This is a genomic window from Marinicella marina, from assembly GCF_030065545.1.
In the GTDB taxonomy this organism is placed as follows: Bacteria; Pseudomonadota; Gammaproteobacteria; order Xanthomonadales; family Marinicellaceae; genus Marinicella; species Marinicella marina.
Window position 1 is genome coordinate 264,437 of the sequence record NZ_JASJNC010000007.1, and the last position, 19,183, is coordinate 283,619.

Below are 19,183 nucleotides of genomic sequence, written 5' to 3' on the forward strand. Positions count from 1 at the left end.
CCGCTGAGGGTGGTTTTCTTCGACACTTTTATTTTTTTTTACTTCTTAGTGGTCTTTTTCTTTGCCGCTGTTTTCTTAGTGGTTTTCTTCTTAGTGGTTTTCTTCACTGCAGCAGTCTTTTTAGGCGCTGCCTTTTTGGCAGTGGTTTTCTTTTTGGTGCCTTTTGAACCAGCTGCTTTCTTGGTTACAGAAGCCGCTTTTTCAGTGGTCTTTTTGGCAGCGTTTGCAGCTTTTGTTATTTCTTTCTTGGCTTGTGCTGCAGATTTATCAACCGCTTTCTTGGCTGAAGATTGCGCTTGATTGACAGCTTTTTTGATTTTCTTTTCAGCATCATCGGCCGACTTAACCACTTTCTTCTTAGCTGCCGTGCTGGTGTCTTTGGCCAATTTAGTCACTTCTTGAGTTAGCTTATCAATCCGCTTCATCAAGTCGCCCAACTCATTGTTGGTGGGAACGCCCAAGCTTTTAAGAGACTTTTCAACACGTTTTTCAAACACGTCTTCTAACTTGTCCCAGCTTTCAGAAGCCCTTTTCTTGGCTGTACTGACCGTAGAATTGACCGATGATTTGACATCGCTGACAGCTTTTTGTGGCACCGACTTAAACATTTTTTCAAAGTCTTTGCCTTCATCGATGAGTTTGTCATAAATTTTCTTACCTTCAGATTGCGCTTTTGCAAAAGCACCCAATCCAGCCAACCAAATCTCATTGGCTGAACCAACCAAAGACTCTGCTAATTTAGCTGGTTTTTTCTCAGCTGGTGCTGATTTTTTTAATGTTTTTTTCTTCGCCATAAATTCCTCACAATTATTTTACATAGCCTATTATGCATAGCATTATAGAGCAAACACACTAAAGGTTTACCACTATCCCACAATCATATCACAGACTCTTCTCACCTAGCTTGTCCTTAAAAACATCCACTTGCCGCAATGAAATACCATTCAGTTGATTGATTGGAAAAGTGAATGCAATGCCATCTTCAGTGGAATTGATGTGCAAACGATGGATGATGGCTTCCAACACACCATTAATCAAATGTGAAGGCAATAAGAATATCAATACCGTATCGCTGACCTCATGATTGACCCTGAATAAATTATCAAACTTACTCAGCCCCATCCCCTCCGCATCAAGTATGGTGACTCCAGCAGCTCCGGCATTTTTGGCCGATTCAACAGCCAGTTCTTTTTTCTCCTTGGGCACAATAACCACCAACGCCCTAAAATGCAGATCCAATTCTGCGGCCAAGTCTGGTTCATGTTTACCATCTACCAGCACTGAATGTCCAATCTTGGGACGAAATGGATTTTCAATACCTTCTGTCCCTTTGTACTGATGATCAATTTGACTGTCAGATTTAATGTGCAATTTATCAATTACTACCCCATAAAACATTACCGTCAACATCGGAAACAAAGAGGCAAATGCAATCAAACCAAAACCATCTATCAGTGGGTCCCTTCCTGGAATGTTACTGGCTAAGCCAATCCCCAAAGCAGCAACCAAAGGTACGGTTATGGTTGAAGTGGTCACTCCACCACTGTCATACGCAATGGGAATGATATACCTCGGTGCAAATGTAGTCAGCAGAATCACCAAAGCATAACCGGCGATGATGTAATAATGTATCTGCTCACCTTCAATGATGCGATGTGCACCCAGGGTAATACCAATCCCCACACCCAAAGCAACAAAGCTCCTTAACATCAAGTCATGGATGCGCCCATCGCTGATTTCAACAGATTTTTTACTGATGGCTATCAAGGCAGGTTCAGCAAACGTGGTGGAGATACCAATCAGAAAGGCGAATGCATAAATGGTGGCATTTGAATTCAATGAGGTTAATTCCAAGGCCATGGTCTCACCCAAAGCAAACAAGCCCATTTCCAGTCCCACAATAAAGGCATCCAGCCCCAGAATGACCAAGACAAAGCCCAAAACAATTTTCCGCCAACCTGCTAACGGCTTTTTCAAAACCGCCAACTGGAAAAACAAAATAATACCCACAATTGGTAACACATCGAGCGTGGTGTTAATTAAACCCTTGAGCAAATAATTAACACTGAAAGTAAAGCCGCCGGGCTGAATGGTCTCAGTAACCAAAGCCGTCACCTGCTTGGCCTCAACAAAGCTATAAACAAAAATACCATAAATCTGAACGAAGATCATCGGCGTCAAAGAAGCCATAGCTATCAAGCCAAAACCATCAATCATGGGATTGCGCCCTTTGATGCTTGAGGCCAGGCCGATGCCAAGCGCAGCCACCAGTGGTACAGTTACAGTTGAAGTGGTAACACCACCTAAATCATATGCCAACCCCACAATTTCCTTCGGCGCAAAAAACGTGGTAACCACCACCAGCACATAGCCACTGATGATGTAATAATGAATCGGGTGGCCTTTTAATATTCTCCAAACGCCCAACAAAATCGCAAAACCAACCGAAAATGCCACCACCAGACGCAATACAGTTGAATCGATCCGACCTGAACTGATATCAGCTGCCTTGTGCGCGACAACAATCAATGCGGGTTCAGCCACTGTGGTACCAAAACCAACCATAAAGCCAAACACCAACAACCAAAACAGGTGTTTGCTTTTGGCAAAATCTCTGGCGATATTTTCGCCTACGGGAAAAATCCCAATTTCAAGACCCAGTAAGAAAATCGCCAGCCCAACACCAACAATCCCCATACCTAATGTGGTATCAATCCAGTCCCCTGGTATGGTCTGTATGATAAATAGCTGAAAAAAAACAATAACAGCAATTATCGGTAACAAGTCACGAAAAGAGTCACGTAACAGTTTACTGAATAATGAAATATACATTTTGTATCCCAGCCCCTATCAAATTAAAAACCCAACCATCCGCATACCATAACTCTGTCATTAACAGATTAAATTGTTAACCGCTTTGATCCTTTGTCACTGCAACGAAATTTTAATTACACAGTTAAATTTTAACTTAAATAAAACTGCCAATCGCAGTGTTTTATTTTTTCAGTTAATAAACTCACAAGAACTTAATTTATATCAAACAAATAGCACATTGAACCACAATGCAATACTCAACACCCTAAAGTAAATTTTATGATTGTTTATTATCAACATAATCCATAAAATACCCATAATCCAACCCTACTCTACCAGTAAATTATTCATGACAGATAGAAAAATCCTGGCTAATGCCATTCGATTCCTAGCGATGGACGCGGTTCAACAAGCCAACTCCGGCCATCCCGGCGCGCCAATGGGAATGGCAGACATTGCTGAAGTTCTTTATAACGATTTCCTCAAACACAACCCACAAAACCCAAAATGGATCAATCGCGACCGCTTTGTGATGTCAAACGGGCATGGCTCAATGCTGCCTTATGCGGCATTACACTTATCTGGTTATGATTTATCAATGGACGACATCAGAAATTTTCGTCAGCTACATTCCAAAACCCCTGGCCATCCTGAGTATGGCTATACCCCCGGCATAGAAACCACGACTGGTCCACTGGGACAAGGCATTGCCAATGCTGTTGGTATGGCATTGTCAGAAAAATTACTGGCAGAACAGTTCAACCAAGACAACCATGCAATCATTGACCACAACACCTATGTGTTTTTGGGTGATGGCTGTTTGATGGAAGGTATTTCGCATGAAGCATGCTCTCTGGCTGGCACCTTGAAGCTGGGTAAATTAATTGCAGTCTATGATGACAACAACATCTCCATTGATGGCGAAGTTGATGGTTGGTTCACTGACGACACCCCTGCTCGTTTCCGAGCCTATGGGTGGCAAGTGATTGATGCCGTAGACGGCCACGATGCTGCAGCAATGAAAACTGCATTTGAATCAGCGCTGGCCAACACCGAACAACCAACAATCATTTGTGCCAAAACAGTCATCGGCGCTGGCGCTCCGAATAAAGCAGGTTCCCATGATTGCCACGGCGCACCTTTAGGGGCAGATGAAATTCTGGCTACCAGAGAAACATTGAACTGGCCTCACCCACCATTTGAGATTCCTGATTCCATATATGCTGCTTGGGATGCCAAAACCAAAGGAGCAGAGATTGAAGACCAATGGCAACAACAATTCGACGCCTATGCCAGTAATCACCCCAAATTAGCGGCTGAATTGCTGCGTAGAATGGCAGGTGAGCTACCTGAAGGTTGGACTGAGGCTGTCACAGCTTATGTCAAAGAGACTGCTGATGCAGCCCCACAAATGGCCACTCGCAAAGCATCGAAACATGCGCTGGAAGGTTTGGGCCCTTTGCTTCCTGAGTTTTTTGGTGGCTCTGCCGATTTAACACCTTCCAACAACACATTTTGGTCTGGCTCAAAGTCCATCAATGACGGCGATTTTACTGGCAATTATATGTCCTATGGTGTCAGAGAATTTGCCATGACTGCCATCACCAATGGCATGGTCTTACATGGTGGCATGCTGCCGTACAGCGCCACATTTTTGATGTTTTCTGATTATGCCAGGAATGCCTTGCGCATGGCTGCTCTGATGAAAATCAGGAACATATTTGTCTACACCCATGACTCAATTGGCGTGGGTGAAGACGGCCCAACCCACCAGCCGGTCGAACAAACCCCTACCCTCAGAATGATTCCAAATATGCATGTTTGGCGGCCATGTGATGCGGTTGAATCAGTGGTGGCTTGGCAAGCGGCTGTGGAAAAAACCGACGGCCCCAGTTGTTTATTATTCACGCGTCAAGGCGTTGACCACCAGACCAGAACAGCAGCACAAATCGAAGGCATTTACAAAGGTGGTTACACCTTGATAAACACTGAGGCAACACCAGAAATAATTGTTATTGCGACTGGCTCTGAAGTAGGTATCGCAGCCAAAGCAGTGAAACAATTAAGCAGTGAGGGCGTTGCAGCTAGATTGGTTTCTATGCCCTGTGCTGAAACTTTTGAACAGCAAGACCAGGCATACAAAGACAGTGTATTACCACCAACTGTAACCAAACGCATTGCAGTAGAAGCCGCACAAGGTGATTTTTGGTACAAGTACGTTGGCTTGGGTGGCAAGGTCATCAGCCAAAACACCTTTGGCGAATCAGCTCCAGGTAATGTGTTATTTGAACACTTTGATTTCACCGTCGAAAAAGTTATTGAAACTGCTCAATCCTTGTCATAAAAAAAAGGGGGTGATGAAATTCAACCATCACCCCCAATTTTGATTGTTTAAACAAACCAACTGTTAGCAACAAACCATCATAATATCTGTCATTTATCTGATGGATACAACCGTTCTTTCATTTTGGCTTTTGCTATGCTTTTCTTGGCGGCCTTTTTAGCGGCTTTGCTGGCCAGCCGCAACATCCTTTGTTGCACTTCCTCTTGTCGAATGATTGTAACTTCTGATTTTAATTGTTTGTTCTGTTCAACCATGACTTGCATTTCTTGGTGCATTTGCCTGATTTCATCGGCATGATGTTTGACTTCTTTTAACACCTTCTGACAAGCCTCTAAAGTATTCTCCAGTTGCTTATCCTTCATTACTTAATGCCTTTAAAGTTGCGTAGGGATACATTTTCTCAACCGATCCAACTATGTTTTCATCGTAATTCTGTACGATACTTAAATCCTTATTTGGATAGTCTAAGTTACTTAAGAAATAGCGCATGCAGTTGATTCGAGCCCGCTTTTTATCATCGGACTTGATCACTGTCCAAGGCGTCAAAGGATTATCGGTGTGAAAGAACATGTCTTTTTTTGCTTTGGTGTAATCATTCCATTTATCCAGTGACTCAACATCAACAGGGCTTAATTTCCAATGCTTAAGGGGATCATTCTTACGACTGTGAAATCGACGCAGTTGTTCCTGTCTGGTTACGGAAAACCAAAATTTAAACAAGATAATACCTGAATTGACTAACATTTGTTCAAACGGGAAAACTTGTCTGATGAATTCTTCGTATTCATTTTCAGTACAAAAATTCATCACCCGCTCAACACCAGCTCGGTTATACCAAGAGCGATCAAAGAAAACCATTTCACCTCGAGTTGGCAATTGTGTGATGTAGCGCTGGAAGTACCACTGGCCTTTCTCACGCTCTGTTGGTTTTTCCAATGCCACCACATGTGCTGCACGAGGATTGAGGTGTTCCATAAAACGTTTGATGGTTCCACCTTTACCAGCTGCATCTCGTCCTTCAAATAAACAAACAATTCGCTGGCCTGTTTCTTTGACCCAACTTTGTACTTTCAGTAGCTCTGTTTGTAGCAAATGTTTTTCTGTCTCATACTCGATCAATTCAATTTTATGATCATAAGGATAATCGCCAGCGGCGTGGCTTAATTGCAACAGTTCTTTCCCAGAAATCGTATTCTTTTTCTTCATCACGTATTTGTGATCTGAATGTTTGCTGATTAATTTTTTTGCTTGTTCTGTATTGAGTTGTAATTGTTCTGTTGTCATTGTTTTATCACTGAAAGTTTAATGAAATTTGGTGTCATTGCCAAAAAACAGAACAAAAAAATTCAAAACTGCGGGATTAATTTGCAGCCTTTATCAGTTACTGTTGTTTAACTATTCACACCAAAACAGCTTCCTGCTGTATTTTGTTATCGTTAACTATTTTAACCTGAACGAATAAAACATAGAATTAATTAACATGACAATTTGATGACTATCTGATTTAAAGTTGATTTCAATCAAATAACAAATGAAAAAGGCACTCAAAAAGTGCCCATTTTTATGTATTTTTAAAAGTGCCTAATCTATCACATCAACATTAACACGAAGCCTGACTCTATCTCCTGGGTGCTGTTGCATTTGTGTTTGATACAAATCACCTTGGAACTCATAAGTCACATCATAGCCCATGAATCGCTCTTCATTGTGGTAAAAAGTCTCAACATAACAGTTTTGAGTAGGGTGATGTCGGTTATTGCTGTTGGCACCTATTCCGGCTCCAATCAAAACACCCAGCGCAGTCGATGCATCTCGACCGCGGCCCTTACCAAAACGATTGCCAATGGCGCCACCAATGATGCCACCCAAGATGGCTTTACCCGTGTTTTGATTATTGCGCCGGTTGTGGTTATCACTGTAATTACGTCTGCGGTCGCACACCTGTCTCTCTTCTGGCACAGTTATGTTTTGATAGATGGGTTCTGCAGCAATGACACGGCCATAATTAACACTGCTGTGATTGATATTGTTGTAACGACTAGCCGATGCCAACAAAGGCAAACTGACTAAAACGGCTGTGAGGAAAAATTTATTCATCTCATTCTCCAGTTAAAAAGGATGAATCCATCTTATTCAAGCGCATATGAATGCCATCTGAATAGCAAATTTACATTCAGCTTGGGTTTATCTTTCCGAAGAGCTGTGGATTTTAATGAAATAATTCGATAAAAGGTTGGCCGAGCATGATAGCCCGGCCAACAAAGGTTTCATCATCTAAAGATGAATTCACCTAGTGTCGCTACCGGGACTTTGACCATATCCCAAAGATGTAGCGACTTCTTACCCACATGAACATTGTAAGCAAAAATAAATTAAATGAGAAGCCCTTTATTTAATTAATAAATAATTAACAAGCTAGAAGCTTAGTTTTAAGGCATTTTCCTCTGACATGGGCTTGCCAAAAAAGTAGCCCTGACCAAAATCAAAGCCTAATTTTTTTAACATCTGGAATTCCTCGTCACTTTCAATGCCTTCAGCGACCAGTTTGGTCTCTAAAGCTTGGGCCATTTGAGCTATGCTTTGTAAAATAATTTCATACCGTTTGCTTTTGAACATGTTTCGAATAAACACTTGGTCTACTTTTAAAACGTCAAAATCAAGTTCTAACAACTGCTCCATTCCAGAGTGACCAGTACCAAAATCATCGGCACAAACCGGAAAGCCTATGGCACGGCATTTATCCAACCACTTTTTAGCTAATTTGAAATCAACCACCATGGTTTCTGTGATTTCTAATTTGAGCCTTGAAGGATTAATGGCATGCGCTTTGGCCTTGGCTTTAACGCGGTTTAAAAATTCATCATCATCCAATTGTTTAGAAGATACATTGATATTGATGAAAACATGCTCAGGCAAACGCTCTAACAGCTCGATGGCGCGGGTAAAAACCAAATCACCCACCTCAATGATTAAATCGGTCTCCTCCGCCAAAGCAATGAACTCAACCGGTGAGATAAACCCCCGCTCATGGTGGGTCCAACGACTCAGCGCTTCAAAGCCAGCTATTTTTTGTGAGCTGATATTACTGATGGGCTGAAAAACGGTTTGCACCTCGCCCTCAACTATGGCCCCTCGTAATTCACTTTCGAGTTTGAATTTTGATAATCCTGCTTGCTCAATCACTGATGCTACCTGATCAAGCAGGCTGTTCTTGCTGACCATACCTTGGTTAGGTAACATCGAACGAAAACGTTTTAACAGGACACCAACCAATGCTTTAACAATTGGATCACTCTCACTCAATCGGTTGGTGATTTGCTGGGTTTTCACCTCAATCAGAGTCAATGGTGTTAAGGCCCGAGCCGATGTAGATCGAGGTGACTGATCCAGCACACCCATTTCACCGAAAAGTTCGCCTTCATTAAGAATATCAATGATGGTTTGATTTGAAGCCACAAATATTTCAACTTGCCCTTGTTCAATGATATAAGCACAATCCGAGCTGTCGCCACCATGGAAAACAATTTCGCCTTGTTGGTATTTTTTGATATCGTAACTCATCAGTCCATCACATTTTTATCCTATAATCTTAACCCAAGTGTATTCTTATCGCGAAGAAAAAAGCCCCTTTCGGGGCTTTTACACTGGATATTTAACAATTTTTAACCCAATAGACCGTATGGCATTTGAGCTAACAAAGGCGCAATAACCAAACTAACAATGGCCATAACATTGATTAAAATGTTCATTGCTGGGCCAGATGTATCCTTAAATGGGTCACCCACTGTGTCACCTACAACGACGGCTTTATGCACATCTGAGCCTTTGCCACCTAAGTTGCCTTTTTCAACATACTTCTTGGCATTGTCCCAAGCACCACCTGCATTGGCCATGGTCAAAGCCAACAGCACACAGGTAATCAAAGCGCCACCCAACATACCGCCAAGTGCAGCCGCGCCTAGGCCAAAACCGACAACAACAGGCGCCAATACCGCCAATGCGCCTGGGGCCATCATGCGTTTAAGGGCTGCCTGAGTTGCGATGTCGATGCATTTAGCACTGTCTGGTTTAGCGGTGCCTTCCATCAAACCTGGAATCTCTTTGAATTGGCGACGAATCTCTTTGATCATGTCAAAAGCAGCATCTCCTACGGCACGCATGGTCATGGCTGATACGATGAATGGAAAAATCCCCCCTAAAAACATGCCCATCAGTACTTTGGGGTTACCAATATCAAGAACAAAGCCCTCAACTTGAGTTGAAATCACTTGTATAAACGCTGCAATAATCGCCAATGCTGCCAAACCCGCTGCACCAATGGCAAAACCTTTACCAATCGCAGCCGTGGTGTTCCCCACCTCGTCAAGACCGTCAGTAATGGCGCGAGTTTCAGGGCCAAGCTCAGCCATCTCGGCTATGCCACCGGCATTATCAGCAACCGGCCCATAGGCATCAATCGCCATGGTAATGCCTACTGTGGCCAGCATACCTACTGCTGCAATACCAACACCGTAAACACCAGCACCCTCTGGTAGAATCATAGATGTACCTAAAATAATGACTGCCAATGTAATCACTGGCACAACAACAGATTCCATACCAACTGCCAAACCTGCAATCATGACGGTTGCTGATCCTGTTTCACCACCTTTGGCAATTTCCCTGACTGGTTTACCACCAGTATAATATTCAGTCACCAGACCAATCAGCATACCACCAACAGCACCTAACAAAACACATTGCCAAACACTGTTTTGGACACCCAAAGTCGAAGTCGTAAAATATGCTGCGATGATGAATATCATGGTAGCGCCCATTGTTCCGAAGCGCAAAGCCACATCAGGTTTTTTTCCTGAGAAAACCTTCACCAAGAAAATACCTAAGATGGAACAAATCAAACCAGTAGATGCCAAAGCCAGCGGCAAGAACATCAAATCTTGTTGGCGCTCAGCAATCTGACTGTAAAGACCAACAGACATGGTCGACGCAATCGCAATACAAGCAATCATTGAGCCACAATAGGATTCAAAAATGTCAGAACCCATTCCCGCTACATCGCCCACGTTGTCGCCGACATTATCAGCTATCACGCCAGGATTTCTTGGATCGTCCTCTGGAATGCCAGCCTCTACTTTACCAACTAAATCAGCACCCACATCAGCACTTTTAGTAAAGATGCCACCACCAACACGCGAGAACAAGGCCACCACAGAACCACCCATACCGAAGCCATGAATTGATTCCACTGTGTGGGGATCACCACCGAATAGCATGTACAAAGTACCGATACCCAATAGGCCCATAGCTGCTACGGTCAAGCCCATAATTGAACCACCATAAAAGGCCACAGATAGCGCCTCGGCAGCACCTTTTTCATTGGCCGCAACCGTGGTTCTGACGTTGGCTTTGGTGGCTGAAAACATACCAAAATAGCCTGCAATGCCTGAACAAAAAGCCCCCAGAATGAATGCGAACGGCGTGTGCCAATCACCAAAACCAACATATAGGCCAATGACAATAACGACAATAAACAACATCAACAAACTGTATTCACGACGCATGAAAACCATGGCGCCATCATGAATTTCTTTGGCAATCTCTTGGACTTTACCGGTTCCTGCGGGCATCTTATTTACCAGCATATAAATGACCAATGCCATAAACAAGCCCAGACCGCCCACAATCAGTGGGATTAATTCTTGATTCATATATTTTCCTCTTTTTCGGTTGATTAACTCTTATTATCTGTACCAAGGTACATCCTATTAATCATAACATATTCAAGCAGTTAAGTGCGTGCACATGTGATGCTAATTGGCTTACTGGAAGATCACAAGAATATAAATTTATTACCTTCTTCCTCTATCCAACTTCAGGCAATCGCTTATAATAGATATTTCATACATCACCACAATGCCCACATGGAAATAACTTACCCAGTCATTGATTTCAATCCCATCTTTTTATCGTTAGGGCCTCTAGATATCCATTGGTATGGGGTGACTTATTTAATTGGCTTTGGGTTTTATTTCCTGTTGGGAAAATACCGTTTAAAACATCATCCAAGTTCGTGGAATAACGATCAACTTTCTGACTTTTTGTTTTATGGCGCGCTTGGCGTCATCATCGGAGGTCGTTTGGGGTGGTTGCTGTTTTATAACGACACCTCAATCCTCGATGATTATTCTTTGCCGTTCAGGATATGGGAAGGCGGCATGTCTTTCCACGGCGGTCTGGCAGGTGTGTTGTTGGCCATGCTTTATTTTAAAAACAAAACAAACAAAACATTTTTTCAGGTCAGTGATTTCATTGCACCGCTGATACCCACTGGTATCCTCTCTGTGCGCCTGGGAAATTTTATCAACGGTGAATTATGGGGGCGTTTAACTGACAAACCCTGGGCCATGATATTCCCAGATTCGCTACCGATTCATTTGCACCCAAGTAACATGAGCACCACAGCATGGCAACAAATGTACCAAGAAGGCCAATTGAATGCTTTTGCTCGACATCCATCAGCGCTTTACGAAGCCATAGGCGAGGGTTTAATTACATTTTTTGTTGTGTGGTTGGTTGCCAATCGGGCCAAACGCCAAGGCACTGTATCTGCTGTATTTTTATTGAGTTATGGCATCGCCAGATTTGTGGTCGAATTTTTCCGAGAACCAGATGCTAACCGCGGTTTTATTGCCTTTGACTGGATGACCATGGGACATTTGCTGACTTTACCGTTGTTATTGGCAGGATTGTTGATTTTACTCAGCAAGCGACCGATGAAAAAATAAATCAGTAGAAGCCTGCTAAATTCAATACCCGACCGCCGCCACGCCTGGCATCACCAACTGAGTTGAGCACCGCATCCAATTCATAAAAACCGGCTTTGGGTATGATATCTAATTTCAGCTGCCAACGACGTGGTTGGATATACAAGGCACCTGAAACGTTCATGGCCTGAGACTGACTGGTAAAATTGCCGACTATGATGCCGGGTTTTTGGGTTGATAGTGTCAATGTTACTGTGCCCAAATCCAATTGCCTTGGTTGAGTGAGCATAAAATCACGCAATGTGACTTCGCCCTCGATTCGATCTAAGCCACCGTTTGAGTTGAACTCGACTTGATTCATATTCACTTGTGCATACCCATCCAGTTGACCAAATTGAATTTGCAAAAATGGTTTAATCAAAGCCCAATTGATAAAGCCTGTGACTTTTTTAAAGGATTGACTTTCTGCAGTGACTTTTTTCAACTCAAAAGTCATGTCATAGTTTGATTCCGATACCCTGACTTTACCACCAATGCCATTCAAGGAATTTGGATACAACAACCATTCAGCTCGTCCCAAAGGTGCAGAGCGAAAAGTCAAAGAATCAGCAGCGCCTTTGACAGCACTGCCAGATATACCACTGAGGGCAACCGGTTTGAGCTGTTGTTTGACGTGATCATAATATAAATTCAATGGTGCCACAGCCAAAGCCAGCACTGCAATGATGATTATTATGAATACAAACTTAAACAGTTTCCCTAAACGGTCGCCACTACTCAACATCACTTAACTAACCTCATTCTGATTTCTGTCAACCCCAAGCTGGAGTCAACCACATTGATATCGATTTGATCGACTTGAACTGCATATGTTTTGGCTATCAGCTCCAGCCAATCAACCACTTGATTAAAAGACACACCTTGGAGCCAAATTGAAATCCTGTCCTCATCAATGGGTTCGGTGCGATTCACCATCTGTTGTAATCCCGCTTGCTGTAATTGTTGATCCAGCCAAGAAGAAAAAGTCATGTTGATTGGAATTTCTTGTACCGAAACCAGCTCAGTGGCACCCATATCACCAGTCATCTCTTGCATCTGGCTGAGTTTTGATTGTAAACGAGCGTTGATATCAACCTGTTGTTCAATGTGCTGATTCACAGGCAAATAAACAATAACCCATATCAGCGCCAGTGATATCAAAACGCTTCCCACACCCAATAAACGTTGTTCACTGCTGCTCAAAGTGGCAAACCAATTTTTTATTTGCTTGATCATCTGGGCACCACGGTCAATATTGATCTGAAACTGTTGTCATCCGTCAATTCATTGACCCCTATTTGCACATCAAATGTGATGGCTTGAAGTTGTAATGCTTGGTGATATGCATTGATGGCACTCATAGATGGTGCATTGATTTGTAGTTCAATTTTGTTATCAACCATTCTTAGACCGTTGATTTGAATCAAAGGTTGCTGCTGCAATACAGCCCCAATACCTTGCAACGCCTCCAGCAGCACATTGCTTTGTTGGTTGTTGCTGTCGCCCCTGAGTTTCAACCTGGATTGCAGTGCTGCAAAAGGATCAACCAATTCTGCTTGTGCTGCATCTGGAAAATTATTAATGAATAAGTTCTTTTGTTGATTTTTCAGTTCTGCTATGGATTGATTTAATTTGAACCATTGAAATCCTTGAATAAAAACCCAACTGCATAACAACAATACGGCCAAATAAGTAATTGGCTTGAGCGATTGTTGCTGTTGATTTTGTTGTTCATTTTTTATCGCATCAATATATAAATTGATGGGGTCTGCATGATTCATGGCTGCACAACACATGGCTGCAGTTAAACTGTGATCTACAGTGATTTTCAAACCTTCAAAATCAGTACCCTCTTGGGTTACCAGTACTTTTAGGTTGGCTGCAAATACAGCCACCATCTTGGCTACTTGCGTATTGGCAATGCGCATGGCTGAATCGTCACCAAACCTGATTAAGGAACTTTCATCCTCCTGCCACAAATACATTTTATCTGTTGCACGAGGCAACCAATTGGCTTCACTGTATATTGCTGTAACCTGAAGTTCATGCTGTTTAATTTGCTGATGCAATTGATTCAAAAGACCTTTTTCAATCGCCGCCACTGATTGTTGGTTTTCAGATAACATCCGAAATGCATAATAATTATCATCCACCTCATTACTGAGCTCTTCCTCGATAGCGAATGGAATTGATTTATTCAGCAGTTCTTTGCTCTTGGAAGCGATGTGCGTCTGGGTCAGATAAACCCAACTGGCAGGCAGTAAAACAGTCAGCGCATCAACACGGAGTTGTTCATCAGACCAATCATTGATTGGTAAGGTATCACATACCTTTGATTGCGCACCATAACGGTACAAGCATAGAGGCTTACCACCGTCATTGATGCGCAATATCATTTGCTGAGTCATAATTTTTACTGGATTAAATCCTCTGCATTATAACTCGTTTTATCAGGCTCCCTTTCGATATTTTGGCATCAACCAATAGGCCAATGCAGGCAACAAGAACAATGCACCCACCATATTCAAAATGAACATGAAGGCCAATAATATGCCCATATCAGCTTGGAATTGTAAATCACTGAAAATCCAAGTGCCTACACCAATGCCGAGAGTCAAAGCGGTGAACAACACTGCTTTACCTGTCAGTTTTAGAGTTTCACGGTAGGCCTCATACAAGCTGAATCCTTGTTTCAATAACCCTTGCAGTCGACTGAAGATGTAAATACCGTAATCAACACCAATACCGACACCCAGTGCCACAACAGGCAAGGTATTCACTTTCAAGCCAATCCCTAAGAACGCCATCAGCGCATAGGCCAAAACCGAAACCAAAGCCAAAGGCAGCACAATTGCAATGGTGCCTGTGATTGATTTAAAGGTGATTAAACACAACAAGATAATTGCGCCATAAACCATGATGAGCATAGGCATTTGAGCACCTTTAACCACATCATTGGTTGAAGCCATGACTCCAGCATTACCAGTAGCCAGTCTGAACTTAACTTCACCTTCGAGCAGTTCGCCGTTTTCATCAGTGGCAAAAGGCGCATCAGCTTGATAAGCCTTAACCGCTGCAACCACCTTGTTGATGGTGGTGGCCTTGTGGTCTTCGGTGAATATCGTTATGGGCATAACACTACAGTCTTGGTTCAATAAGCCCGTGTCTGTTTCTATGCCAGAAAGCGACTGTCTCATGACGTAATTGTTGCGAGATAACTCACGCCATTTAATGTTACCTTCGTTCCATCCTGCGGTGATGATTTTGGCAAATTGCGACAATGTGATCACTTTCTGCACACCTTCAACGTTTGACATGTGCCAAGCAAAACGATCGATGTTTTGCATCGCTTTGAAGCTTTCGGTACATGCGTTTGGTGTCGTTTCAGCAATCACATTTATCATGTCGACACCCAAAGCAAACTCACTGCTGATTTTCATGGCGTCTTGATTGTATCTGGCCTCAGGGCGTAATTCAGGCACCCCAGCTTGAGAGTCTCCAATCTGCATTTCTTGACTTTTCATGTAACCAAACACGAACAAACCAATGGTTAGCACCACTGCGACTGACGCCAATGGATTTTTGGCGAAACCAGCAATTCCAACCCAAACACCTTTGGATTGATCTTTGTTGGCAAATTTGGCACAAAATTGATCATAATTTTTCATCTTGACGCCTGATAGCAGCAATGGCAACAAAATCAAATTAGTCACGATAATCAATGCAACACCAATCGTTGCTGTGATGGCCAATTCTTGAATGATCTCAATGTTGATGAAATAAATGGTCGCAAAACCGATGGTGTCTGAAAGCAAGGCAATCGCACCTGGGGCTAAGAGTGCACAGAATGCAGCCCTGGCTGCAGAGTCCGGATTTCTGCTGTTAACTGGTTGGTGCACCATTTTATCTGTCCACCCAGAGATCATTTGCACGCCATGACTGACCCCAATGGCAAACACCAAGAAGGGAGTCAGTATGTTCATCGGGTCTATCCCCATACCCATCAGTTTTAATGTACCCATTTGCCAAACCACAGCAACCAGGGAACAAAGAATCGGATAAAGTGTGAGCTTCCAGTTTTTAGAATACCAATACAGTAAGACAGCGGTTATGAAAATCGCCAAAGCAAAGAAATAAAGTACTGATTTAGCGCCCTCAGCAATGTCGCCGACAATTTTAGCGAAGCCAATGATGTGTACTGTTTGTCCCTCACCTTCAAATTTAGTTCTGATTTCCTCAAGTTGCCTAGCAATCTCTTGGTAATCAACTTTTTCACCGGTTTGTGGGTTGCGTTCTTGCAGGTCGGCCCACACCATGGCGCCATTAAAATCTTCAGCCACCAAACGCCCTAACACACCTGCTTTTACGATATTGCCTCGAACCGTTTCAAACATCTTCGGCGAAGGTGAGAAATCGGCAGGGATGACGTTACCACCGGCGAAACCATCTTCCACCACCTCAACAAATCGAACATTGGGTGTGAATATGGATTTTACACTGGCTCGATTGACCCCTGGTATAAACACCACGGCATCAGTCATTTGCTCTAACTTGTCGAAGAATTGTTGATTGAACATGTTACCACTTTCATCCATGATTGAGACCAGGATGCGGTTTGCACCCCTGAATTTCTCATGTTCCATGAAAGTCTTCATGTATTCATGGTCAAGTGGTAATTGTTTTTCAAAGCCAGCATCAACTTTTAATTGGCTGGCAAAATAAGCCATTACTATTGTTATTATAAACAACAAGAACAGGATGACCTTTTTACTGCTGAACAGAATGGATTCACATACTGCTGCAAATTTACTTTTAGAATTGTTATCAGTCATGAGTATGCCCCTTATTGTGCTAATGCTTGAAATTTGTAACCTGTTTCACCAATCAGCAAGACCTTGCTTCCACTGATGAGAGCGTCGGCGTAATCATCTCCTGAGTCGCCACCTTTGAACTGTTCAAGCGATTGGTTTTGGTAAACCAATCGTGCACCGTTGGCGCCTACCAATAACAACTTGTCATCATCCAATGCTGTGGCACCAAATAAATTATTGGGTTCTGAGGCACTGATTTCTTCCCAAGTAAGACCTTGGTCCATGGAACTCAATACATTGCCACGCAGACCAAACAAAATAATTTCATCACCCAACGTTTCAACTCCGAACATGGAACCCATATACGGCAACTCAACGTCTTCCCAAGTTTCACCCGCATCTAAACTGCGAAAAAAGTAACCTGCCTCGGCCGCAATGTAATAATTGCCATCTTCCCCCAGCGTGATATCATTCAGGTGGTAATCTAACTCCTCACTGATGAGGTCATCATTCCAATTCTGTCCGCCATCGGTTGTACTCAAAATGGTGCCATAAGCACCAATCACAAAACCGGTGTTTTCATCCACAAAATGAGCTGACAACAAAGGTACTTCTCTGTCAGCATCGTAAAATTGCAACTCCCATGTTTCACCAGCATCACTGCTGTGAATGATCGCGGCATCATGGCCAACAGCCCAAACATTTCTGTTTTGAACCACCACCTTAGTCAAAGTAATGTTTACAGGTACATTCTCAATCTGGCGCCAGTATTGGCCACCATCATTGCTTTTGAGAATGTGTCCTCTTTCTCCTACCATTATCAACTCATTGCCAACTTTAGCCACTGACAACATCAGCGACTCATCCGCCAATGGCATGACCTCAGCAGGTTGCTGAGCATGTGAGTGCGCCGCCAATACCAGCAAAGCACTGCACATAAAAACTTTTATCATTAAATTCATCATAGTCCACCCAAAAAAAATGGCCATGAACAAAAACCTTGCTCACAGCCACCGTATTTATAGTATTAACTCAACAACACAGATCAGCGTCTTCCGCGTTTACGCAGTGCACTTGGTGTGTAGTTGTTCTCGCTTAATGGCGTGTTAAATGTGTTTACTTGATCCTGGTTATCTAAGCCAACAGCCACATAACGACCTGATTGCAAGTCGTGATGAACTTCAACAGTTGACCAGAAGGTTGGAACTTCATAGTAGTTGATGCTGTGAGCTTCAGAAAAACGCCACAACTCGCCCCTACGATCATAGTGGTCAGTCAGCAAAATTTGGTAACTGTCTTCATCTAGATAGAAGGTTCTGCGAGAATTGATGTGTCTGAAACCATCTCTTAAGTTGGCCTCAATCACGTGAACCCGGTGTAACTCATAACGCATGTAGCTTGGATCCAAGTGACCTGGCTTAACCATATCCTCAACTTTAGAATCAAAGCTGTGAGCCTTATAAGAGTTGTAAGGTACATACATTTCTTTGGTGCCAGTCCATTCCCAAGTGAAGCGGTCCATGGCGCCATTGAACATGTCAGTCATGTCATTGGTTCTCAAACCATCAGAGGCCGTTCCAGGGTTATCATAAGCCACGTTCGGCGCCCTTCTTACACGACGTTGGCCTGGATTATAAATCCATGCTTGGCGAGGTGTTTCAGTCTGATTCATGGTTTCATGTACCAACAGCACACGACCTGCTAATCGTGCAGGTGACTCAACCACTTGGTAGAAATACAACAGGATGTTATCAATATCGTCAATGGTGTTACCAGGTACGTAATACTTACCGTAAAGTTCCTCTCGTAAACGAACCAGTGTGTAATTACCACTAGAAGTTGGAGCCACTTGGTTGTTGTATCTTACACCACCGGTGCCTTTGTATTTCAACTTGTGATTTAGGATTAACTCATAAGCATTTTCAGGAAACGGAAAAGGAAAACCTTCTGCAACCCCTGTGACACCCTCACCATCAGCAATCAAGGTACCTGTTTTGGCATTTTCACGGGTCTTCTCATAAATACGCTCAGGAAATGAGGCCGATCTTCTGGTGGGATAAACATCCATCCTGAATGTCTCAGGATAACGTTCGAACATGGCTTGTTGACCCACGGAGAGGTTTTCTGCATATTCTTTGTAGTTACTGGCATCGATGGTGAATTTAACTTGATCATCTGCAAATGGATCTTGGTGATGATCACCCACTTGATAACCGGCTGGTGGCGCAGTAATGCCACCAGTCCAAGCAGGAATGGTACCTGCTTCATTACCGGCGCGGACAGCACCGACAGGCGTCAAATCAGTTGATAAGCGATCTACTTGATCTGGGCGAGGACCAGCATGCGCTGATCCTGCAATGACAGTTAGTCCAATCAATGATGACAGAACTGTTTTTTTAAATAATTTCATG

15 protein-coding genes are annotated in these 19,183 nt (G+C 43.1%); 2 read left to right on the forward strand and 13 right to left on the reverse strand.

Going from position 1 to position 19,183, the window contains the following annotated elements; genetic code table 11:
* Positions 1–38 precede the first annotated feature (38 nt).
* Together QNI24_RS12000 and QNI24_RS15430 are read right to left on the reverse strand one after the other, a co-directional pair.
* Positions 39–794, reverse strand: a complete 756-nt coding sequence (locus tag QNI24_RS12000) for a phasin family protein (protein ID WP_267177271.1) — start codon at positions 792–794, stop codon at positions 39–41.
* 88 nt (positions 795–882) lie between these two features.
* Entirely contained in the window at positions 883–2,832 is a 1,950-nt protein-coding gene (locus QNI24_RS15430) for a DUF1538 domain-containing protein (RefSeq protein WP_323373325.1), read from the reverse strand.
* A gap of 331 nt (positions 2,833–3,163) precedes the next feature.
* Between QNI24_RS15430 and tkt the strand changes: the two genes are divergently transcribed.
* The gene (gene tkt / locus QNI24_RS12015; protein ID WP_267177270.1) at positions 3,164–5,158 is read left to right on the forward strand and encodes a transketolase; all 1,995 of its coding nucleotides are present in this window, start codon (positions 3,164–3,166) and stop codon (positions 5,156–5,158) included.
* Positions 5,159–5,247: 89 nt separating this feature from the next.
* On the opposite strand, the gene QNI24_RS12020 is transcribed toward tkt, so the two are convergent.
* The 5 genes from QNI24_RS12020 to QNI24_RS12040 form a co-directional block, all read right to left on the reverse strand.
* Positions 5,248–5,520: a hypothetical protein gene (locus QNI24_RS12020; protein WP_267177269.1), complete on the reverse strand. Its 273-nt coding sequence runs from the start codon at positions 5,518–5,520 to the stop codon at positions 5,248–5,250.
* Complete coding sequence (gene ppk2 / locus QNI24_RS12025; RefSeq protein ID WP_267177268.1) at positions 5,510–6,442, reverse strand: polyphosphate kinase 2; 933 nt, start codon at positions 6,440–6,442, stop codon at positions 5,510–5,512. The genes QNI24_RS12020 and ppk2 overlap by 11 nt, the downstream gene beginning before the upstream one ends.
* Before the next feature lie 297 nt (positions 6,443–6,739).
* Positions 6,740–7,255 carry a glycine zipper 2TM domain-containing protein gene (locus tag QNI24_RS12030; protein ID WP_267177267.1) on the reverse strand — a complete coding sequence of 172 codons (516 nt, stop codon included), beginning with the start codon at positions 7,253–7,255 and terminating at the stop codon, positions 6,740–6,742.
* Positions 7,256–7,573: 318 nt separating this feature from the next.
* Positions 7,574–8,719: an EAL domain-containing protein gene (locus tag QNI24_RS12035; RefSeq protein ID WP_267177266.1), complete on the reverse strand. Its 1,146-nt coding sequence runs from the start codon at positions 8,717–8,719 to the stop codon at positions 7,574–7,576.
* Positions 8,720–8,820: 101 nt separating this feature from the next.
* A complete protein-coding gene (locus tag QNI24_RS12040) occupies positions 8,821–10,866 on the reverse strand; it encodes a sodium-translocating pyrophosphatase (RefSeq protein WP_267177265.1) in 2,046 nt (681 codons plus the stop codon).
* A 213-nt stretch (positions 10,867–11,079) separates the two neighbouring features.
* Here QNI24_RS12040 and lgt point away from each other — a divergent pair, with 213 nt between their 5' ends.
* Positions 11,080–11,943, forward strand: coding sequence for a prolipoprotein diacylglyceryl transferase (lgt, locus tag QNI24_RS12045; protein ID WP_267177264.1), 864 nt, complete (start codon positions 11,080–11,082; stop codon positions 11,941–11,943).
* A 1-nt stretch (position 11,944) separates the two neighbouring features.
* Here lgt and gspN read toward each other — a convergent pair whose 3' ends face one another.
* From gspN to QNI24_RS12075, 6 genes are all read right to left on the reverse strand, one after another.
* Entirely contained in the window at positions 11,945–12,706 is a 762-nt protein-coding gene (gspN, locus tag QNI24_RS12050) for a type II secretion system protein N (protein ID WP_267177314.1), read from the reverse strand.
* The gene (locus QNI24_RS12055; protein WP_267177263.1) at positions 12,706–13,197 is read right to left on the reverse strand and encodes a type II secretion system protein M; all 492 of its coding nucleotides are present in this window, start codon (positions 13,195–13,197) and stop codon (positions 12,706–12,708) included. The genes gspN and QNI24_RS12055 overlap by 1 nt, the downstream gene beginning before the upstream one ends.
* Positions 13,194–14,369: a type II secretion system protein GspL gene (gspL, locus tag QNI24_RS12060; RefSeq protein ID WP_267177262.1), complete on the reverse strand. Its 1,176-nt coding sequence runs from the start codon at positions 14,367–14,369 to the stop codon at positions 13,194–13,196. The genes QNI24_RS12055 and gspL overlap by 4 nt, the downstream gene beginning before the upstream one ends.
* Positions 14,370–14,411: 42 nt before the next feature.
* Entirely contained in the window at positions 14,412–16,793 is a 2,382-nt protein-coding gene (locus tag QNI24_RS12065; RefSeq protein ID WP_267177261.1) for an efflux RND transporter permease subunit, read from the reverse strand.
* A gap of 11 nt (positions 16,794–16,804) precedes the next feature.
* Entirely contained in the window at positions 16,805–17,725 is a 921-nt protein-coding gene (locus QNI24_RS12070; RefSeq protein WP_267177260.1) for a WD40/YVTN/BNR-like repeat-containing protein, read from the reverse strand.
* A 92-nt stretch (positions 17,726–17,817) separates the two neighbouring features.
* Positions 17,818–19,182 (reverse strand): DUF1329 domain-containing protein, encoded by a 1,365-nt coding sequence (locus QNI24_RS12075; protein ID WP_267177259.1) that lies wholly within the window; start codon positions 19,180–19,182, stop codon positions 17,818–17,820.
* Position 19,183 lies beyond the last annotated feature (1 nt).